The organism is Nereida sp. NH-UV-3 (assembly GCF_042939535.1).
GTDB lineage: Bacteria > Pseudomonadota > Alphaproteobacteria > Rhodobacterales > Rhodobacteraceae > Nereida > Nereida ignava.
The window spans coordinates 782007-799870 of record NZ_CP132157.1; the positions used below are offsets into that span (position 1 = coordinate 782007).

Genomic DNA, 17864 nt, shown 5'->3' on the forward strand with positions numbered 1-17864 from the left:
GCCCTCGCAAGGGTCTCCTCGCGAAACTGTTACCAACTCATGAATAGAATATTATCCGCGCAACGCTTGGATCATCGTTGCCATATCTTCCGGAAGCGGGGCCTCAAAGCGCATCATTTCGCCGCTAACAGGATGCTCAAACCCCAAAACCGCCGCATGCAACGCCTGTCTGTTAAACGCAGCCACCGCCGCATGGGCACCGGCACTCAGCGCTTTGGGGGGCAGTTTGCGCCGCCCACCATAAGTTGGATCCCCCACCAGACCATGACCCGCATGGGCCATGTGCACGCGGATTTGGTGCGTCCGACCGGTTTCAAGCCAACATTCAATAAGCGCGAGGGTCTCGGGCTGGCCAAAACGTTCGACCAACCGCGCGCGCGTGACAGCGTGACGGCCGCCGTCAAACAGCACGGCTTGACGCTGTCTGTCCGTTTTGTGGCGGGCAAGATGGGTGTTAAGCTTCAGGATATTACCCGGCTCAAATGACGTACCGCGAATACCGCGCAGGCGGGGATCGTTCGCATCCGGCACACCGTAACAGACGGCGCGGTAATACCGCTCAACTGTATGGGCCTCAAATTGCGCCGCGAGCCCGTGGTGCGCCTGATCAGACTTAGCAACGACCAAAATGCCCGATGTGTCTTTGTCGATCCGGTGGACAATTCCGGGGCGCTTTTCACCGCCCACACCGGACAGACTTTCCCCGCAGTGGTGCATCAACGCATTGACCAACGTGCCGGACGGCGTGCCCGGCGCGGGATGTACGACCATGCCTGCAGGCTTGTTGATCACAATCAGATCATCATCTTCAAAGATCACATTCAGCGGAATGTCTTCTGGCAACATATGGCTTTCGGTAGCTTCGGGCACAATGATGCTTATCTGCATCCCCTCGGCCGCGCGTGCCTTGATGTCTGTCACGACAGTCCCGTCCACCTCAACTGCGCCTTGTGCGATCAATTTGCCAAGCCGCGAGCGTGAAAGGTTCGCGGTGACTGGCACATCGCGGGCCAACGCCTTATCAAGGCGCGAAGGCGGGGCTTCCGCGATAGAAAAAGTGACGGCTGACATGGACCAAAATCCCCCGGATCAAGTACCAGAACCCGCTAACCTGAGGTTCCTGAGATTGCTCGTAACCGTATTGACGGCCACAATGATTATCGGCCTGATAACGATCATTACATTGCTTGTCATGCGCTTACAGGCCCCGCGTGTCACGTTCCCTGACGCAATCACACTTCCTGATGGCGCTACAGCTACGGCCTTTACCCAAACAGCAGAATATTTTGCGATTGTGACCGAAGAAAACGAAATTTTGGTTTATAACCGAACCACTGGTCAGATGATCAAACGCATACCCCTGAAATAGCGCCATATAGCACCGACACGGCAATCACTTCTAACGATGTGGGTTGATACCAAGGATGGTACCGCCTGGTGGGTTCGAACCACCGACCTCTGGTACCACAAACCAGCGCTCTAACCAGCTGAGCTAAGGCGGCAACAGGCTCGACTTACGAAAGCACGACCGGCATTGCAAGCCTCTTTTGTCTGCAAATGCGCGATTATTGAGGGCCTTTGATCTGTGCTATCGCTTCAGCAAGCGGCGCGCGCCTTACACGTATCTCGTTATCGATGGCGCGGGTGTACTCAACATCTTGCAATTCCGGTGCAGTCGCCTCCATCAAAAGGTCATTTACGTAAAAATCCGCCCGAAGTTGCGGCGGTATCTGCGACAGGTTTTCAATGATCAGCCGGTCGCAACTGGGTGACATATAAAAGTTATGATAAAAACTAGTGAAAAGCGGGCCAGTCCCGTGTGAGCGGAAATGCTCCAACCCCATCAGATCAAGCGCCCTGCACCGTGCGCCTGTGGGAATTGTCCGCACCCATGCATCGTAATGATCGAGATAAAACGAGTCCGACGTCATGGGCGGATCGTTTAGCATCAAAAGTTGCACACCAATCTTTGCGGATTGTTCGGTGCCTTGTGTCCGCTTGAATTCGTTGATGCCAATCTGCCGCCACAAAACCGCTTTGCTGATGTCCGTCACCTGTCCGCGAATGAGGATCCCGCCAGCGGGTAGTGCAAGCCGTTCGAGTATTTTCAAAGGTCCCTGCGGCTCGGGATCACCGATCATGCCCTCTGCAATCCGTTCTGAAATATCTACCCGCCGGATCAACTTGGGGCGTTTTTGCAGCGATTTGTCTTTGCGCAAATTATAGCGCACCAAATCAAGGCCCGCGATGTCAGCGAGCTGGGCCGCGATGCCACTATCACGGCGGGTATTGGCATTGTTGGCGTGCACACAAAACAGATCAATATCGCCCCAAAGTTCTTTCGCAAAAGCCAGCAACAAACGCGAATCCGCACCACCTGTAACGGGCAAAATACTGGGGCTTTGCCGTGATATGAGTGGCTTCATCACTTGCTTGTGGCGCTGCACAACGCGGTCTAACCGTTCGCGTATCCCGTGCTCAGTCACCTCCATACGCCAGTCGCAATCCGCTTTTGGCCAGTGCCGAACAGTTTGTTGCGCATCAAGATCAAAGTAATGGTTGGCCATAACACGGCGCACGCGGGCATCGGGCGTATACCCGAACGCCAAGCGCGCACCACCAGAACCCGCATTTTCCGCAAGCGAATACTCACGCTCAAGAACCGGAGCATCATCAATGGCCAGATAGAGTGTGGCCGCAACACGCCCCGTTTCACGATTATACACGGCAGGGATCATCGCACTTGGATCAAGGTAGACGCGGTTGAAATCAGGCGTGGTAATCACAAAGATATAGCGTCCCGCAGCCATCTCGAGCGTATCAGCAAGTGCGCCGGGGCTTTTTGCACGGTCCAACAGCAACTGTAGATGCGGCGTGTCGATGAAAAATCCGTTTGCATCCACCGCAAGTCCCAATACGGCCACAGAAATACCTGCGCGCCCATCGGTTGCCAGCGCTACTTGCAAGCCACGCCCGACATGAAGCACCCAACCGTTTTGTAGGGTGTGAGGCGCAAAGCTAGTCACCGCAAAACCGGCCTCTTTACTCAGCACGTATTGCTGGGAGAAAACCTTACCAAAATTCAACTCATGCTGCGCAATCAATTGCTCTGCGTAGACAGTCATGAACGCACCCGAATTTTGTGGGACGCGGCATAGACGAGACGTTCCAAAATCCCCACATGCGGGTTCTTAGTTGGGTTCATTATAGGCCGTAGGGGCATCGTTACTCTCGCACTCATTGAATGTCTCTTACACGGACAAATACACTAGAAAGCCTAACAAGAAACGAATCGCCTGTGAAGGAAAACCGACCACGCCCACAGCCCCTTGTCTTGATGCGCGCTGCCCTGTAATTGCCGTAACAGTTATAGCAAAGGATGCACCCATGGGGATCAATAGCGAGCGCGACATCGAAGCCAACTTGCAAATCGGCCCAACCGATCAAGGCATGGTGCGTATTTTTGTTGAGGCCAATGGCGTGGAAATCCCAATGGATTTCACCCCTGAAGAAGCGCTGGAAATTGCAGAAGAAATTGCGGCGGCAGCCAAAGTTATCGGCTAAGGTATCCTCGACAGCTTACGAGCTTCTGAAAGTGTTATTGCGTTGCGGCGGGATCGCGCGCCGCGTGAGCACGCAGTGCAGCATGGCGGGCAAATTTTTGCACCGTAGCTTTTCGCCTCGCACCGGCAAGCCGCACTTCATCCGGCATTCGAATGATCTCTGCATCATACCCGTCAGCGATGATGAGACCTGTTTCATCTGGCAAAAGATCAGTAGGGAACGCCTCGTCCACCGCCCAGAAATATCGATCGCACCACTCAAGATAGCCCTGCCATTTCTGATCTGAGGTAAAATCTTCGCGGCTGGATTTGCACTCAATAATCCAAATCTCTCCCTTAGGCCCAAGCGCCATCACATCAACGCGCAGTCCGCGCGTTGGTACAAGTTCTGTGACAGAGACAAAGTTATGGCTCAACAGATGCCGGCACACGCCGCGGGCCAGAACATCGCCCGCGCGCAAAGTTAGCGTTGGATTATGTTGCATAAGCAAAGAGTGAACAAAACAGAAACAAAAGACAAGAGAAACTCAAACAAACCTGCAAACGCTCTTGTCAGACCTTACCAAGCGCCATAGGTGATGCGGTGGCGGGTGCTGCTCTTCACGTAAGCTGGTCGATACATTCCAGTGGCCTTAAGCAAATCCGAGGGAGCTGGCTCTGTCACGGTCCTGGCCGCGTTATCTGGCGCCCACCTGTATATACAGGTCCTCGGGAATAATCGTCCAACGGTCGCTGCGGGCCCGCCACCTATTTTCCACGTCCCAACCTAGCAATGCGTGCAGCCAATGTGCCCACGTGGCAAACCCGCGGGTGACGACACGCCTTAGGTTCAGCATTTGGGCCAACAGTAGTTTTCGGAAATCAAATCAGAATGCGTCGGGCTGAACTTCGCGCGCCATATGATCAAGCACACCGTTCACAAAATGCGTTTCATCGCCCTCAGGGAAAAACGCGCCAGCTACATCAACGAATTCTTTAATGACAACGCGTGGCGGCGTCACTTTACCCAGCAACTCCGCACCGGCAGCGCGGAAAAGCGCGCGAATAGTGGGGTCAATACGTGCGATGGGCCACTTTGCGACCAAAGCACGATCGGTCATTTGGTCGATGGGCCGCTGATGCTCAACCGCGTCTTGGGCCAGCATGCGGAATACGTCGATATCGCCTTCCATCATTTCACGCCCCTCATAGGTCGCGCCAAAACGATGGTCTTCAAACTCACGCATAACAACATCGACTGATTGCGACGAGTGTTCCATCTGAAACAACGCTTGCACTGCATAAAGCCGCGCCGCTGATTTCATTTTGCGTTTTTGGTTATTCGAAAGTTCAGTCATGCTCTGTGTGTACCGCCTGCAAGCAGGATGTCGCTGGTAAATCCAACGCCCTTATCCGCGCGGCCCCACTTACGAGCGATAGCGATCAAGTGCAAGGCTGCCGCAGCGGCCCCGCCACCTTTGTTTTGGTCTGCAGGATCTGCACGGACTTCTGCCTGTTTGCGGTTCTCTACAGTCAAGATACCGTTACCGATACAAAGCCCCTGAAGGCCCAGCAATTGCAGTGCACGGCTGCTATCGTTGCACACTGTTTCATAGTGGGTTGTCTCGCCGCGCACCACGCAGCCAAGTGCCACATAGCCGTCGAAATTAGACATACGCTCAGCGATGCCAATTGCTGTGGGTATTTCAAGCGCACCGGGTACATCGATCACTTCATAGGTGGCACCAGCTGCCTCAAGCTCGGCAACAGCACCGGCGACTAAATTATCAGCGATGTCTTTGTAATACGGAGACCGCACGATCAGAACTTTCGGAGCGTCCTCAAAACGTGGTGTATCCATGATGTAGTGAGAAGCGCCAGCCATTATCCAATCTCCGAAATTTTCATCGTGTCCACAATCTCCAGACCATACGCGTCCAGCCCGACAACTTTCGGTGCAGGTGAATTGGTCAAAAGGACAATTTTCGACAGGTTCAAAGACGACAAAATCTGTGCGCCCAAACCGTATTGGCGAAGCGTCTGCGGGCTGACCTCATCATCGCGCACGATCTTCATTGTAAGATCACGCAGCAAAACCAGCGCACCGCGCCCGTGGTCCGCGATCAGCTTCATCGCATCGCCAAATTCAGCAGCACGGCCCGTACCGCCTGTGCCAATCACATCAAGCATCGGATCCATCGCGTGCATACGTACAAGCACAGGCTCATCGCCCGAAATGTCACCTTTGATCAAAACGATATGCTCTGCGCCTTGGGTCTCGTCGGTGTAGACGCGCATATCCCATTCGCCGCCAAACTCTGACTGGATCGTGTCTGTACTGCGCACGCGCACCAAATTGTCATGGCGGCGGCGGTATTTGATCAAATCAGAAATCGTCCCGATCTTCAGCCCGTGCAGCTGCGCAAAACCAACAAGGTCCGGCAAACGCGACATGGTGCCATCGTCGTTCATGATTTCACAGATCACGCCGGAAGGGTTCAAGCCAGCAAGCCGTGACACATCAACAGCCGCCTCAGTGTGCCCCGCACGTACCAGCACACCGCCGTCCCGTGCGCGCAGTGGGAAAACATGTCCCGGCGTTGCGATATCCGCTGAAGTTGCTTTGCTATCAATCGCCACAGCAACTGTGCGCGCACGGTCCGCCGCAGAAATACCTGTGGTAACACCTTCGCGCGCCTCAATCGAAACGGTAAATGCGGTCTCATGACGCGATGAATTCTGCGTCGCCATCAACGGCAGGCCCAACGCATCAATCCGGTCAGATGGAAGCGTCAAACAAATCAAGCCGCGCCCGTGGGTCGCCATAAAGTTAATGGCATCAGGCGTGGCCATTTGCGCGGGGATAACAAGATCACCCTCGTTCTCGCGGTCTTCGTGATCCACCAGAATGAACATCCGACCATTACGCGCGTCATCAATGATGTCTTCAATGGGGCTGATCACATCAGAGAGGTTTTCCTCAACAGGACCGGGCTTTTCAAACATGCTTTCAGCGCTCATTACGCCCACTCCTGCAATCGGGCCACATAGCGGGCCATTGTGTCAATTTCGAGGTTCACCGCATCACCAACAGCTGCATCACCCCATGTGGTGACGCTTTTTGTGTGCGGAATAAAGTTGATCCCGAAGGCAGTGCCCTCAACATCATTTACAGTTAAAGACGTGCCATTAAGCGTAACCGAGCCTTTGGGCGCGATGAACTTTGCAAGTGCCGCTGGCGCTTCAAGCGTGACCCGGGTGCTATCGCCCTCATCATGCATGGCGACAATCTTAGCCAAGCCGTCCACGTGACCGGAGACGATATGTCCGCCCAACTCATCGCCCACTTTCAAGGCACGCTCCAAATTGATGCGCCGCCCTGCGGACCATGTATCAAGATTGGTCTTGCTGACGGTCTCTGCAGACACGTCCACATCAAACCACCCAAGCTGATCGCCTTCGGCCAGACCTTTGCCAACAACGGTCAGGCAGACACCGTCGCACGCGATTGATGCACCCATATCGACGCTGCTCATATCGTAACGCGTTGAAATGCGCGCCCGCAAATCACCGCGCTGTTCCAGTTGCGCGATATGACCAACGTCTGTGATAATGCCAGTGAACATAAATCTCGTCCCGAATTTCGTATTGCAAACCACCTATAACGGCGCACCCATCCGGACAAGGGCTTTGCCGCCCATTCCAGTGATACCTTTTCGCACATCGCCTCAATCATAATGCAGGTCACATTTTCGCCAATAATTCAGGCTACTCCACCCACGATCCAGCGCGTACCTGCGCAAAACCTAAGCACACGGCATGTCAAATGGCGCTCATTACCGGCGAAAATAAGCGTTTTCTGTTTCTGCAAGGCCCACATGGTCCCTTTTTCTGGCGCCTTGCGCAGATGCTGGAGCGTGCTGGCGCACAGGTCTGGAGGGTCGGTTTCAATGCAGGTGACCGCGCCTTTTGGTTCTCGCCTAAAACCTACATCGGGTATCGCGGCACGCTAAACGACTGGGCCGAAACCCTACGTCAGACCCTTCACGACAAATCAATCACCGACATTGTGCTTTACGGTGACACGCGGCCTGTTCACGCCCAAGCAGCAGAGATGGCGCGGCAGATGGGCATCCGGACCCATGTATTCGAAGAAGGGTACCTACGGCCCTATTGGGTCAGCTACGAGCGTGATGGCTCCAACGGAAACTCCGCGCTCATGCAGCTTAGCGTGGATCAGATGCGCGAGACTTTAGCAGACGCCGATTTAGACATCCCACAAGCACCGGCACATTGGGGGGACATGCGCCAGCACGTGTTTTACGGCGCGCTTTACCATTGGTTTGTGATGTTTCGAAACGGCCACTACCACAAAATGCAACGCCACCGCGCCCTTGATGTAAAAACCGAGTTTGCCCTGTATTTCATGCGCCTTTTAGGAATGCCATTTTATTGGCTCAGCCGCGTGTTTTCCACACTGCGCATCAAACGCGGAGGATACCCCTACCATATTGCGCTGCTGCAACTTGAACATGACGCCAGCTTTCAGGCCCACTCTCCGTTCTCCAAAATCGACGAGTTCATCGAAGTAATCATCCAAGGTTTTGTCAAAGGAGCACCGGCGCATCACCACCTTGTGTTCAAGGCTCACCCGCTTGAAAACGGTCAGACAAACATCCGCTGGTTGATCAAAAACTTAGCCCGTCAGCACGGCGTTGAGGGGCGGTGCCACTATGTGCGTGGCGGCAAACTGGCCCAGCTTTTGGACCAGGCACGAAGCGCGGTGACGGTCAATTCAACCGCCGGCCAACAAGTTCTTTGGCGCGGCATCCCGCTCAAGGTCTTTGGCGCGGCGGTCTATAACAAACCAGAGTTTGTGTCGCCTCAACCGCTCCATGAATTCTTTAGCTTACCCACAACACCAGACACTGCCGCCTACCGCGATTACCGGCGTTACTTGCTTGAAACCAGCCAGATCGCCGGTGGCTTTTACGCCGCCAAAGGCCGCAGACAGCTTTTGCGACAAGTCGTTGATCTGATGTTACACCCCCACGATCCCTACGAAGCACTTGAGGTTGGTAAAGCGGCCCCACGGCAACAGTTGCGTGTCATTCCCTAACAACCACAACCCCTAGCGGTAGCTTTCTGTGAGGGATTCCAGTAAGGTAAAAGAAAAACTTGAGGCAGTTCTATAAGGTCGAAAGGACCAGAGCAGTGAAAATTAATGTGTCCCGTGTGGTAAAAGGCATCGCCTTGCTAAGCCTCGTTGCGACTGTTTCTGCATGCGGACTGCCGCGTGTAGGCCCCAACAAAGCCGAAATTTTTCAAGGATCCGTTTTGCGTGAAGGCGATGCGTTCATCGTCTCTGTCAATGACCGCGTGACCCGCGCCACAGCTGTCACCCCCGCTTTTGGCTTTTCGGATGCTTTCATTAATGCAGGCGTTGTTGGCTCTGACGTGATCCGTCCTGGCGATGTATTGGGGCTGACTGTTTGGGAAAACGTAGATGACGGCCTGCTGGCCGGTGCGGGGCAAAACGCCACCATTCTTGACGAAGTGCAGGTAGACGGAAACGGCAATATTTTCGTCCCCTACGCAGGCACCCTGAAGGCATCTGGCAAATCTCCCGAAGCGCTACGCCGTCTAATCACAACGCGCCTGAACGAACAAACCCCCGACCCTCAAGTGCAGGTCCGCCGCGTAGCCGGTGATGGTGCAACAGTCACTGTGGTGGGCGCAGTTGGCGCGCAAGGCGTCTACGCGATTGAGCGCCCCACCCGCACGCTTTCCTCCATGCTTGCCCGTGCAGGCGGTGTGGGACTTGAGGCCGAAGTGGCACAAATCACTGTCATCCGCGGTACACATCGCGGGCAGGTTTGGTTCCAAGACCTCTACCAAGACCCGCGCTTTGATATCGCCCTGCGCGGCGGCGACCGCATTTTGGTCGAACGAGACACCCGCGCCTATACGGTTTTGGGCGCCACAGGCAGCCAGAACCGCGTTGAATTCACCACCCGCACGATCTCTGCCATTGAAGCGCTTGCGCAAGTGGGTGGCTTAAGCAGTAACGTGGCAGACCCCACAGGCGTTTTTGTGTTCCGCAATGAACCCGCCGAAATTGCTAATCAAGTAATGGGCCGCGATGATCTACAGGGTGCACAGCGTGTGGCCTATGTGCTTGATCTGACCGAGCCTAATGGCATGTTCAACGCACGTGATTTCGCCATACGGGATGACGATACGGTCTATGTGACCGAGGCACCATTCGTGCAGTGGAACAAAACAATTGCCGCACTCACAGGATCGCTTAACTCTGTGAATACTTTGAATACACTGGCTGGTAACTAAGCCCGATGACGACCCCACTTTCGGCCGCTGACCCAACCCGTCAGCGGCTGTTTGTCTATAATGACGGCTTTTTGCGTCAAAAACGCGTGCGCCGTATCCTTGCGCTAAAGGGCTATGACATCCGCATTGGCATGCCGTCAGAAGCGGGTTTGATCGGTGTGTGGGGGAAATCACCAACCGCGCACCGCGGCGAAAAGATTGCAGCCCGCACCAACGCAAAGCTTTTGCGCGTGGAAGACGCCTTTTTGAGGTCAGTGCGTCCTGCCAGCGGTGGTGATCTGCCCATCGGGCTTAACATTGACACACGCGGTGTACATTTTGATAGCAGCGCGCCCAGTGACCTTGAGGTCCTGCTTGCCACGCACCCCTTTGATAACACCGCTCTGCTTGACCGTGCACGCGGTGGCATGGCGCGCATGAAGCGAAGCGCACTTTCGAAATACAATAACTTCGTTCCTGAGGCACCCTTTCCAAAAGGTATTCCAGACGCTGGGTATGTTCTTGTAATTGATCAAACTGCAGGCGATGCCTCCATCATACACTCGGGCGCCAATGCAGACACATTCCGCGAGATGCTACTGGATGCGCGGCTTGAAAACCCGCACGCAACGATTGTGCTGAAGACACATCCCGAAACCCGAACCGGTCACAAGGGCGGTCATTTCGGCCCTGCAGACATTGGTGGCAACGTGGTCGTGCTGGATCAAAACACCAACCCGCACCGCTTGCTTGAGGGCGCGATCAAAGTCTACGCCGTCAGCTCACAAATGGGTTTTGAGGCTATAGTGGCAGGTCACAAACCAATCCTTTACGGACAACCCTTTTATGCCGGTTGGGGGCTGAGCGAAGACCGCGCACCGATTGATCGACGCACCCGCACGTTAACCCGCGCGCAACTTTTTGCAGGCGCGATGATCTTATACCCGACATGGTATGACCCCTACCGCGATGCGCTCTGTAGCTTTGAAGATGCGCTCAGCACCCTCGAAGCGCTCAGTCGTACTTGGCGTGAAGATCATAATGGCTGGGCAGCACCAGATATGCGCCTTTGGAAGCGTAAGCATACACAGGCATTCTTTGGCAGCGTCCGACCTGTAAAATTCGGGGGCAACATACATACGCGGCGCATCATGCGTTGGGGCGCGCATGACAGCCCTGAAGCAACCGTCGAAGACGGATTTCTCCGTTCAAAAGGGCTTGGTGCAGACTTGGTCCCGCCCCTATCTCTGGTTCTTGATGACCTTGGTATTTACTATGACCCAACCCGCGAAAGTCGCCTTGAAAGGCTGATAGCCCAGTCACTTACTCTGGATTCGACCGCATTACGCCGGGCCGAAGCCTTACGCCAAAAAATTATTAAGAGCGGCGTGAGCAAATATAATCTTGGGATCAAGACTGATTTACCATCGCTCCCCAAGGGCCACCGCATTTTGGTCCCGGGGCAAGTAGAAGATGATGCTTCGATCAAGCTGGGCACGTCGAAATGGCAGACCAACAGCGACTTACTGGTTGAGACCCGCCGCGCCAATCCCGGCGCCATCTTGATCTACAAACCGCACCCCGACGTAGAGGCAGGTTTGCGCGATGGAGGCTTAAGTAATGAGGCCGCAGCGGTCGCGGATATCACAGCCACGAACACGGATGCTTTGGACCTGCTAACCTGCGTCGATAGTGTTTGGACGATGACCTCAACACTTGGGTTTGAAGCGCTTTTACGTGGTGTGCCTGTCACCTGCTTGGGGGCACCGTTCTATGCGGGATGGGGCCTGACAAGGGATATCGCAGCCACCCCTGACCGCCGCACCGCACGCCCCAGCCTTGATCAATTCACACATGCAACTTTGATCGACTACCCGCGCTATTACGATCCTGAGACAGGTTATCCCTGCCCCCCCCGAAGTTGCAGTTGACCGTTTAGCCATGTCCAAAGGCCATTACAGTGGGCTTGGTTTGCGTCTGTTGGCCAAAGCACAAGGCGCGCTTTCAACTTACGCACATCTTTGGCGTTAAGCGCGGCGCCATCGGTGCAACACGTCACCGCCAATTGAACGACATTCAACAAGCGTCCAACGCGGGGCATCTGCCAAAACACGTTGACCCAATGGTGCAACGGCGCCCAGTCCGTCACCTCCGATAACAACACCAGCCGTCATGCACACCAGATCATCCACAAGGTTTTCGCTCAATAAAGACGCGGCAAGTCCGCCACCCCCTTCACAAAAAACGCGCGTAAGCCCCTGTGCTGCAAGCGCCCGCAGCGCGTCGGTCAGGCTGCCTTGATAAGGGACAGATCTCGCATTTGGCGACAGCGCACTCACATCTGCTGTTTCAGGGTGAACAAACCAACCGCCGTTTTGCACATCGCTACGTGCCATACCCTGAAGGGTCTCACTGATGACAACGCGGACCGGCTGATGTGAAACGCCGAGGCCCCGCACATTAAGCGAAGGATTATCAGCCCGCACAGTCCCCGCGCCAACCATTACTGCATCATGTCGGGCGCGCATCATATGAACAGCGCGCCGCGCATGCGTCCCAGTGATCCACTGGCTGTCTCCGGTTGAAGTGGCAATTTTTCCGTCAAAAGATGTTGCCATCTTAAGTGTCACCAAAGGCAAACCTTCACGTGCGACTTTGAAAAACCCACGATGATCTTCAGCAGCCTCTGACGAGAGCACGCCGATATCTACCGAAATCCCTGCATCGCGGAGCGCTTGAAACCCGCGCCCTGAAACACGGTTGTCTTCATCCTCAATCGCACACACGACCCGAGACACCCCCGCCTCAATAAGCGCATTCGCACAGGGCGACGTCCTACCATGATGCGCGCAAGGCTCGAGCGTCACATAGGCCGTCGCACCGCGTGCCAGACGTCCTGCCTGCGCTAACGCGATCGGCTCAGCGTGTGGGCGGCCACCGTCTTGGGTCCAGCCACGCCCCACAATGACGCCGTCCCGCACGATGACACAACCAACCGCAGGGTTTGGCCACACACGCCCCTGCCCGCGCCGCCCAAGGGCAAGCGCGTGTCGCATGTGTTGCTCATCCACGGATGCTAAGGCTTTTTTGATCAATCGTTTTCCGGCGATACGTTCGGGCGCAGTTCACTGACAAATTTATCAAAATCATCAGCTGCTTGGAAGTTTTTGTACACACTCGCAAATCGTACGTATCCGACTGTGTCGATGCGGGCCAAAGCCTCCATCACGATCTCACCGATCTGCTTGGAGTTGATGTCAGTCTCGCCCATGCTTTCCAACCGGCGCACTATTCCAGAGATCATCTGGTCTACGCGCTCAGGCTCGACGGGCCGTTTTTGTAGAGAAATCCGAACTGAGCGTTCCAGCTTGTCGCGGTCAAAATCTTCACGGCGTCCGTTAGATTTGATGACAACCAAGTCACGCAACTGAACACGCTCATAAGTCGTAAAACGACCACCACACGCGGGACAAAAACGCCGGCGGCGAATGGCGACGTGGTCCTCAGCAGGACGGGAATCTTTTACTTGTGTGTCTACGTTACCGCAAAATGGACAGCGCATTGGCTATGCCCTTTCTCGTTGATTACTGCCTCGATAGGGTCTGCGCCCTACTTATCCACAGACTATAGGACAGCAATCTAGATTTGGGTAGAAGAAAAATTCACAAACAACATCTGGGGGCAAACCGAGCCGTCAGATGCAAAACGGCGCCTGAGATAGACGCCGTTTTGTAAAAATATCCGCAAAACTAGAGTTCAGCAGGGTAGTTTATTGATCCAAGAAAGACCGCAACTTGCGTGAACGCGACGGATGCTTGAGCTTGCGCAACGCTTTAGCCTCAATCTGACGAATGCGTTCACGGGTGACCGAAAACTGTTGGCCAACTTCCTCAAGGGTGTGGTCTGTGTTCATGCCAATACCGAAACGCATACGCAAAACACGTTCCTCACGCGGCGTAAGCGATGACAGAACCCGGGTTGTCGTTTCCTTCAGGTTCTCCTGAATAGCACTGTCGAGTGGCAAGATCGCGTTTTTGTCTTCGATGAAGTCACCAAGCTGGCTGTCCTCCTCATCCCCGATCGGAGTTTCAAGACTGATCGGCTCTTTGGCGATTTTCATCACTTTGCGCACTTTTTCGAGCGGCATTTGAAGCTTTTCGGCCAATTCTTCCGGTGTCGGCTCACGACCAATTTCATGAAGCATCTGACGGCCCGTGCGCACCAGCTTGTTGATCGTTTCAATCATGTGCACAGGAATACGGATTGTACGCGCCTGATCCGCAATCGAGCGCGTAATCGCCTGACGGATCCACCATGTGGCGTAGGTCGAGAATTTATAACCACGGCGGTATTCGAACTTATCAACCGCCTTCATCAGGCCGATGTTACCCTCTTGGATCAAGTCGAGGAATTGCAGACCACGGTTGGTGTACTTTTTGGCAATCGAAATAACGAGACGAAGGTTCGCCTCGACCATTTCTTTCTTGGCCTGACGGGCTTCCTTCTCGCCTTTTTGCACCTGTTGTACGATGCGGCGGAATTCAGAGATATCCAGGCCAACATATTGGCCAACTTGCGCCATGTCAGAACGCAACTCTTCGATCTTGTCGGTTGAGCGCTCAATCAGCGCCTGCCAGCCACGGCCGGGTTTATCACCCATGTCAGTTAGCCAGTTTGGGTCAAGCTCGCGACCACGATACGCATCAACGAAATCACGGCGGTTAATACGCGCTTGGTCCGCAAGTTTCACCATCGCACTGTCAATGGACATGATACGGCGGTTGATGCCGTAAAGCTGGTCGATCAGCGCCTCAATACGGTTGTTGTGCAAGTGAAGCTCGTTCACTTGGGCAACAATTTCAGAGCGCAGTTTTTGGTATTTCTTTTCAGCTTTCTCGCTGAAAGAGCTGTCTTCGTTCAACGTGGCAGACATCCGAAGATCCTGCATCTCACTCAACTTGCCGTAGTTATGCGCAATGATTTCGAGCGCTTCCAGAACACGCGGCTTAAGCGCAGCTTCCATCGCCGCAAGAGACAGGTTCGCCTGCTCGTCTTCATCGTCGTCATCATCAGACTGGATCGGGTTACCGTCGGCATCCAATTCTTGCGCCGTGCTCTCTTGCTTGGGCTCGGCTCCAGGCGTCGGCACAACGGCTTCTTCCTCGTCCTCTGCCAGCTGATCGCCAAACGTCGTTTCCAGATCGATCACATCGCGAAGCAAAATGTCTTCGCTCAACAATTCGTCACGCCAAATGGTGATCGCTTGGAATGTAAGAGGGCTTTCGCAAAGGCCCAAAATCATCGTGTTGCGGCCGGCCTCGATACGTTTCGCAATCGCGATTTCGCCCTCACGGGACAACAGCTCAACGCTGCCCATCTCGCGCAGGTACATGCGGACGGGATCATCGGTGCGATCCAGCTTTTCTTTTTCAGCGCCAGCAAGAGCAACTTCACGCGCACCATCTTTGGTCACGACAGCTGTAGAGCCTTTGGCGTCTTCTTCTTCGGCCTCGTCATCTTCAATAATATTGATGCCCATTTCGGACAGCATCGACATCACGTCTTCGATTTGCTCGGAGCTTACCTGCTCTGGAGGCAAAACTTGGTTAAGTTGCTCATACGTAATGTAGCCCCGTTCACGCGCCTCGGAGATCATTTTCTTTACGGCGGCTTGGGACATGTCCAAGTTGTGCGCGTTTTCCTGATCTTCGTTTTTGCGGTCGTCGGTGTCTTTGGCCATGAGCAAAGTCCTTTGCGGCGGAGGCGATGCGGCGTGAAGGCCGCGCGTTGTAACTTTAGGCTGCCGTAATCCACGCGCACGCGAATCAGGAAAACGAATCAACCCACATCCGAATCATCTTACATTTTGACTGATTCGACCATGGGTCGGTGTGAACTTAACCACATGCCCTGAGACATGGGCATTGGAAACCCTAATTGTAAGAGGATAAGCCTTCGTTAATTACTATTTTCAGCCTTACCGATGCTGCCCAGAAGTGCTGCAAATGCATCACGTTCATCACGACTTAGTTTGGCGCCATTATCGGCAACGTCAAAATCAGCTGTGTCATCCGCGTCATCACCGCCACCGCCCCCTTGAAGACCTTCTGCGGCCTCGCGCAAACGCCACGTCAGGTTTTCGTCAACGGGTTCGCCATCGTTTCGGTCAAGGTCTTGGGAAGCTTCGCGTACTTCAACTTCATGACCACGCTGTGCCGTAAGTTTTGCAAGGGCATCGTTCACGCACATGGACGCCAGATCGATGTTTCCGGGACGGCGCACGGGCGGTGCGATCGCCACGTGCTTATGCGCAAATAGTTTTTCCAAAAGCGCCGCACCGATCTCATGCTCAATGCTCTCGATCAGCATATCAGCATCGGCCTCTATGTGGCGCAGCAGAGCCCCCTGAATACGGCGGTGGTCCGGATCATGGCACTCAAGCCGCTCAAGCGCGTCTTCGAATTCGGGCAGAACGGCTGGATTTTTCAACAAAGTTGCTAATACCACTGCTTCGCGCAAATGCCCCTCCGCGGCCCGTTCAGAACTCACCAAAAAGCTTGATTGCGTCGTTGGCATCGCACCTTCGGCAGGCGCTTTCCAACCGCTTCCCCGCTTACCACCGCGCGGCACAAAGCCACCGGACGGGCGTGCCTTTGCTTGGGGGCGGAACAAATCCCACCGCAAATCCTTGATGGCCTGACCATAGTGGCTGCGAATGCTTGGGTCGGTGATCAGCATAATTTTCTGACGCAGCGCCTTGTCTAACGCTGCTTTACGCTCGGGGCTGTCAAAATTGCGGCCTTCAGTTTCACGCCGCCACAGCAGCTGAACCATCGGGATAGCACCGTCGATCACATTTTGAACCGCCGAAGCCCCTGAGGCACGGATCAAATCATCAGGGTCTTGGCCTTCTGGCATGATTGCAAAGCGCAGCGACTTGCCCGATTGCAGCAACGGAAGCGCCAGATCAACCAAGCGCATCGCCGCTCGCAAACCGGCCGTATCACCATCAAGGGCGATGATCGGCTCATCGGTGATCCGCCACAAAAGCGCCAGTTGATTTTCTGTAACGGCCGTCCCGAGGGGAGCAACAGACGCGGCAAAGCCCGCCTCACTCAGCGCGATGACATCCATGTAGCCTTCAGCCACGATAAGCTGCTGGCCCTTGCCTGCAGCCTCGCGAGCTGGCTTGTGGTTATAAAGACTGCGGCCCTTATCAAAAAGTTCCGTCTCTGGAGAGTTGAGGTATTTTGCGTTGTCGTTGGGGTCCATCGCGCGCCCCCCAAAAGCAATCGCGCGCCCCCGTGCATCGCGGATCGGGAACATGATCCGACCTCGGAATGTATCATATGGCTTGCCACCTTTTTGGCTGGGCTTGGCCAAACCGGCACCCAAAATCAGGTCTTCAGGTACGTTTTTGCCAACGAGATGATCCCAAAGTCCCTGCCACGCATCAGGTGCAAAACCGATCTCCCAACGCTCAAGAGCTGCCTCTGACAGGCCACGTCCCTGCAAATATCTGCGGGCCTCGGCGGCCGTCGATGTACGCAGTTGCAAACGGAAATACTGCACCGCTTGCTCCATTACCTCGGCAAGTTTGCTGGCACGGTCCAGCTTTTCAGCGGCCTTTGGATCGCGCGCGGGCATTTGCATGCCCGCCTCACCCGCCAAAATTTCCACCGCTTCCATAAAGCTGACGTTCTCGGTTTCTTTTACAAACGAAAGTGCATCACCCTTCGCCTGACAACCAAAACAATAATAATATCCCTTTCGGTCATCGACGTGAAAACTGGCCGTTTTTTCATGATGAAACGGGCATGGCGCCCACATGTCACCTTTGCCTTGGTTCGACTTGCGCGCGTCCCACATAACTTTGCGCCCCACCACGTCGGAGATCGACAGGCGGCTGCGTAATTCATCAAGGAAACCGGGCGGCAGACTCATGTGCGCAATATCCGCTGTCGCGCGCGCAGAGTCTACACCGCCTAAGGTGAA

At 54.7% G+C, this 17864-nt stretch carries 15 protein-coding genes, 1 tRNA gene and 1 pseudogene; 5 read left to right on the top strand and 12 right to left on the bottom strand.

What is annotated here, in order from left to right:
• Window positions 1-51: 51 nt before the first annotated feature.
• Window positions 52-1071, bottom strand: coding sequence for an RluA family pseudouridine synthase (locus tag NeNHUV3_RS03775; RefSeq protein WP_391482599.1), 1020 nt, complete (start codon window positions 1069-1071; stop codon window positions 52-54).
• Between NeNHUV3_RS03775 and NeNHUV3_RS03780 the strand changes: the two genes are divergently transcribed.
• Window positions 1070-1369 carry a DUF6476 family protein gene (locus tag NeNHUV3_RS03780; protein WP_391482600.1) on the top strand — a complete coding sequence of 100 codons (300 nt, stop codon included), beginning with the start codon at window positions 1070-1072 and terminating at the stop codon, window positions 1367-1369. The genes NeNHUV3_RS03775 and NeNHUV3_RS03780 overlap by 2 nt on opposite strands.
• Before the next feature lie 56 nt (window positions 1370-1425).
• Here the strand turns inward: NeNHUV3_RS03780 and NeNHUV3_RS03785 are convergent.
• Window positions 1426-1502 (bottom strand) — tRNA-His (locus tag NeNHUV3_RS03785).
• Between the two features lie 63 nt (window positions 1503-1565).
• Window positions 1566-3125 carry a hypothetical protein gene (locus NeNHUV3_RS03790; protein WP_391482601.1) on the bottom strand — a complete coding sequence of 520 codons (1560 nt, stop codon included), beginning with the start codon at window positions 3123-3125 and terminating at the stop codon, window positions 1566-1568.
• Between the two features lie 262 nt (window positions 3126-3387).
• On the opposite strand from NeNHUV3_RS03790, the gene NeNHUV3_RS03795 reads away from it, so the two are divergent.
• The gene (locus NeNHUV3_RS03795; RefSeq protein ID WP_341245911.1) at window positions 3388-3564 is read left to right on the top strand and encodes a DUF6324 family protein; all 177 of its coding nucleotides are present in this window, start codon (window positions 3388-3390) and stop codon (window positions 3562-3564) included.
• Window positions 3565-3598: 34 nt separating this feature from the next.
• Here NeNHUV3_RS03795 and NeNHUV3_RS03800 read toward each other — a convergent pair whose 3' ends face one another.
• From NeNHUV3_RS03800 to NeNHUV3_RS03820, 5 genes are all read right to left on the bottom strand, one after another.
• Complete coding sequence (locus NeNHUV3_RS03800) at window positions 3599-4048, bottom strand: MmcB family DNA repair protein (protein WP_391482602.1); 450 nt, start codon at window positions 4046-4048, stop codon at window positions 3599-3601.
• A gap of 381 nt (window positions 4049-4429) precedes the next feature.
• Window positions 4430-4900 (bottom strand): transcription antitermination factor NusB, encoded by a 471-nt coding sequence (nusB, locus tag NeNHUV3_RS03805; protein WP_048597812.1) that lies wholly within the window; start codon window positions 4898-4900, stop codon window positions 4430-4432.
• Window positions 4897-5427: a 6,7-dimethyl-8-ribityllumazine synthase gene (locus tag NeNHUV3_RS03810; protein WP_391482604.1), complete on the bottom strand. Its 531-nt coding sequence runs from the start codon at window positions 5425-5427 to the stop codon at window positions 4897-4899. The genes nusB and NeNHUV3_RS03810 overlap by 4 nt, the downstream gene beginning before the upstream one ends.
• Window positions 5427-6563 (bottom strand): 3,4-dihydroxy-2-butanone-4-phosphate synthase, encoded by a 1137-nt coding sequence (ribB, locus tag NeNHUV3_RS03815; RefSeq protein ID WP_048597810.1) that lies wholly within the window; start codon window positions 6561-6563, stop codon window positions 5427-5429. Before ribB ends, NeNHUV3_RS03810 begins: the two co-directional genes overlap by 1 nt.
• On the bottom strand, window positions 6563-7168 hold the full coding sequence (locus tag NeNHUV3_RS03820; protein ID WP_341245913.1) for a riboflavin synthase: 606 nt from the start codon (window positions 7166-7168) through the stop codon (window positions 6563-6565). The genes ribB and NeNHUV3_RS03820 overlap by 1 nt, the downstream gene beginning before the upstream one ends.
• A 200-nt stretch (window positions 7169-7368) precedes the next feature.
• On the opposite strand from NeNHUV3_RS03820, the gene NeNHUV3_RS03825 reads away from it, so the two are divergent.
• From NeNHUV3_RS03825 to NeNHUV3_RS03835, 3 genes and pseudogenes are all read left to right on the top strand, one after another.
• Window positions 7369-8661 carry a capsule biosynthesis protein gene (locus NeNHUV3_RS03825; RefSeq protein WP_391482606.1) on the top strand — a complete coding sequence of 431 codons (1293 nt, stop codon included), beginning with the start codon at window positions 7369-7371 and terminating at the stop codon, window positions 8659-8661.
• Window positions 8662-8756: 95 nt separating this feature from the next.
• Complete coding sequence (locus tag NeNHUV3_RS03830; RefSeq protein ID WP_082136601.1) at window positions 8757-9890, top strand: polysaccharide biosynthesis/export family protein; 1134 nt, start codon at window positions 8757-8759, stop codon at window positions 9888-9890.
• A 5-nt stretch (window positions 9891-9895) separates the two neighbouring features.
• Window positions 9896-11900: pseudogene (locus NeNHUV3_RS03835) on the top strand (capsular polysaccharide biosynthesis protein).
• Here NeNHUV3_RS03835 and ribD read toward each other — a convergent pair.
• From ribD to dnaG, 4 genes are all read right to left on the bottom strand, one after another.
• Window positions 11897-12925 carry a bifunctional diaminohydroxyphosphoribosylaminopyrimidine deaminase/5-amino-6-(5-phosphoribosylamino)uracil reductase RibD gene (ribD, locus tag NeNHUV3_RS03840; protein WP_391482608.1) on the bottom strand — a complete coding sequence of 343 codons (1029 nt, stop codon included), beginning with the start codon at window positions 12923-12925 and terminating at the stop codon, window positions 11897-11899. The pseudogene NeNHUV3_RS03835 and the gene ribD overlap by 4 nt on opposite strands.
• 35 nt (window positions 12926-12960) lie before the next feature.
• Window positions 12961-13431, bottom strand: coding sequence for a transcriptional regulator NrdR (gene nrdR, locus NeNHUV3_RS03845; RefSeq protein ID WP_334066197.1), 471 nt, complete (start codon window positions 13429-13431; stop codon window positions 12961-12963).
• Window positions 13432-13638: 207 nt separating this feature from the next.
• Window positions 13639-15609 (bottom strand): RNA polymerase sigma factor RpoD, encoded by a 1971-nt coding sequence (rpoD, locus tag NeNHUV3_RS03850; RefSeq protein ID WP_334066198.1) that lies wholly within the window; start codon window positions 15607-15609, stop codon window positions 13639-13641.
• Between the two features lie 218 nt (window positions 15610-15827).
• Window positions 15828-17813, bottom strand: a complete 1986-nt coding sequence (gene dnaG / locus NeNHUV3_RS03855) for a DNA primase (RefSeq protein ID WP_391482609.1) — start codon at window positions 17811-17813, stop codon at window positions 15828-15830.
• Window positions 17814-17864 lie beyond the last annotated feature (51 nt).

What these genes read in the sequence shown, in the direction of transcription:
- NeNHUV3_RS03780 (WP_391482600.1), top strand. Translation starts at nt 1,070, where the DNA reads ATGGACCAAAATCCCCCGGATCAAGTACCAGAACCCGCTAACCTGAGG.
- NeNHUV3_RS03775 (WP_391482599.1), bottom strand. Translation starts at nt 1,071, where the DNA reads ATGTCAGCCGTCACTTTTTCTATCGCGGAAGCCCCGCCTTCGCGCCTT.
- NeNHUV3_RS03790 (WP_391482601.1), bottom strand. Translation starts at nt 3,125, where the DNA reads ATGACTGTCTACGCAGAGCAATTGATTGCGCAGCATGAGTTGAATTTT.
- NeNHUV3_RS03795 (WP_341245911.1), top strand. Translation starts at nt 3,388, where the DNA reads ATGGGGATCAATAGCGAGCGCGACATCGAAGCCAACTTGCAAATCGGC.
- NeNHUV3_RS03800 (WP_391482602.1), bottom strand. Translation starts at nt 4,048, where the DNA reads ATGCAACATAATCCAACGCTAACTTTGCGCGCGGGCGATGTTCTGGCC.
- nusB (WP_048597812.1), bottom strand. Translation starts at nt 4,900, where the DNA reads ATGACTGAACTTTCGAATAACCAAAAACGCAAAATGAAATCAGCGGCG.
- NeNHUV3_RS03810 (WP_391482604.1), bottom strand. Translation starts at nt 5,427, where the DNA reads ATGGCTGGCGCTTCTCACTACATCATGGATACACCACGTTTTGAGGAC.
- ribB (WP_048597810.1), bottom strand. Translation starts at nt 6,563, where the DNA reads ATGAGCGCTGAAAGCATGTTTGAAAAGCCCGGTCCTGTTGAGGAAAAC.
- NeNHUV3_RS03820 (WP_341245913.1), bottom strand. Translation starts at nt 7,168, where the DNA reads ATGTTCACTGGCATTATCACAGACGTTGGTCATATCGCGCAACTGGAA.
- NeNHUV3_RS03825 (WP_391482606.1), top strand. Translation starts at nt 7,369, where the DNA reads ATGGCGCTCATTACCGGCGAAAATAAGCGTTTTCTGTTTCTGCAAGGC.
- ribD (WP_391482608.1), bottom strand. Translation starts at nt 12,925, where the DNA reads ATGCGACACGCGCTTGCCCTTGGGCGGCGCGGGCAGGGGCGTGTGTGG.
- nrdR (WP_334066197.1), bottom strand. Translation starts at nt 13,431, where the DNA reads ATGCGCTGTCCATTTTGCGGTAACGTAGACACACAAGTAAAAGATTCC.
- rpoD (WP_334066198.1), bottom strand. Translation starts at nt 15,609, where the DNA reads ATGGCCAAAGACACCGACGACCGCAAAAACGAAGATCAGGAAAACGCG.
- dnaG (WP_391482609.1), bottom strand. Translation starts at nt 17,813, where the DNA reads ATGAGTCTGCCGCCCGGTTTCCTTGATGAATTACGCAGCCGCCTGTCG.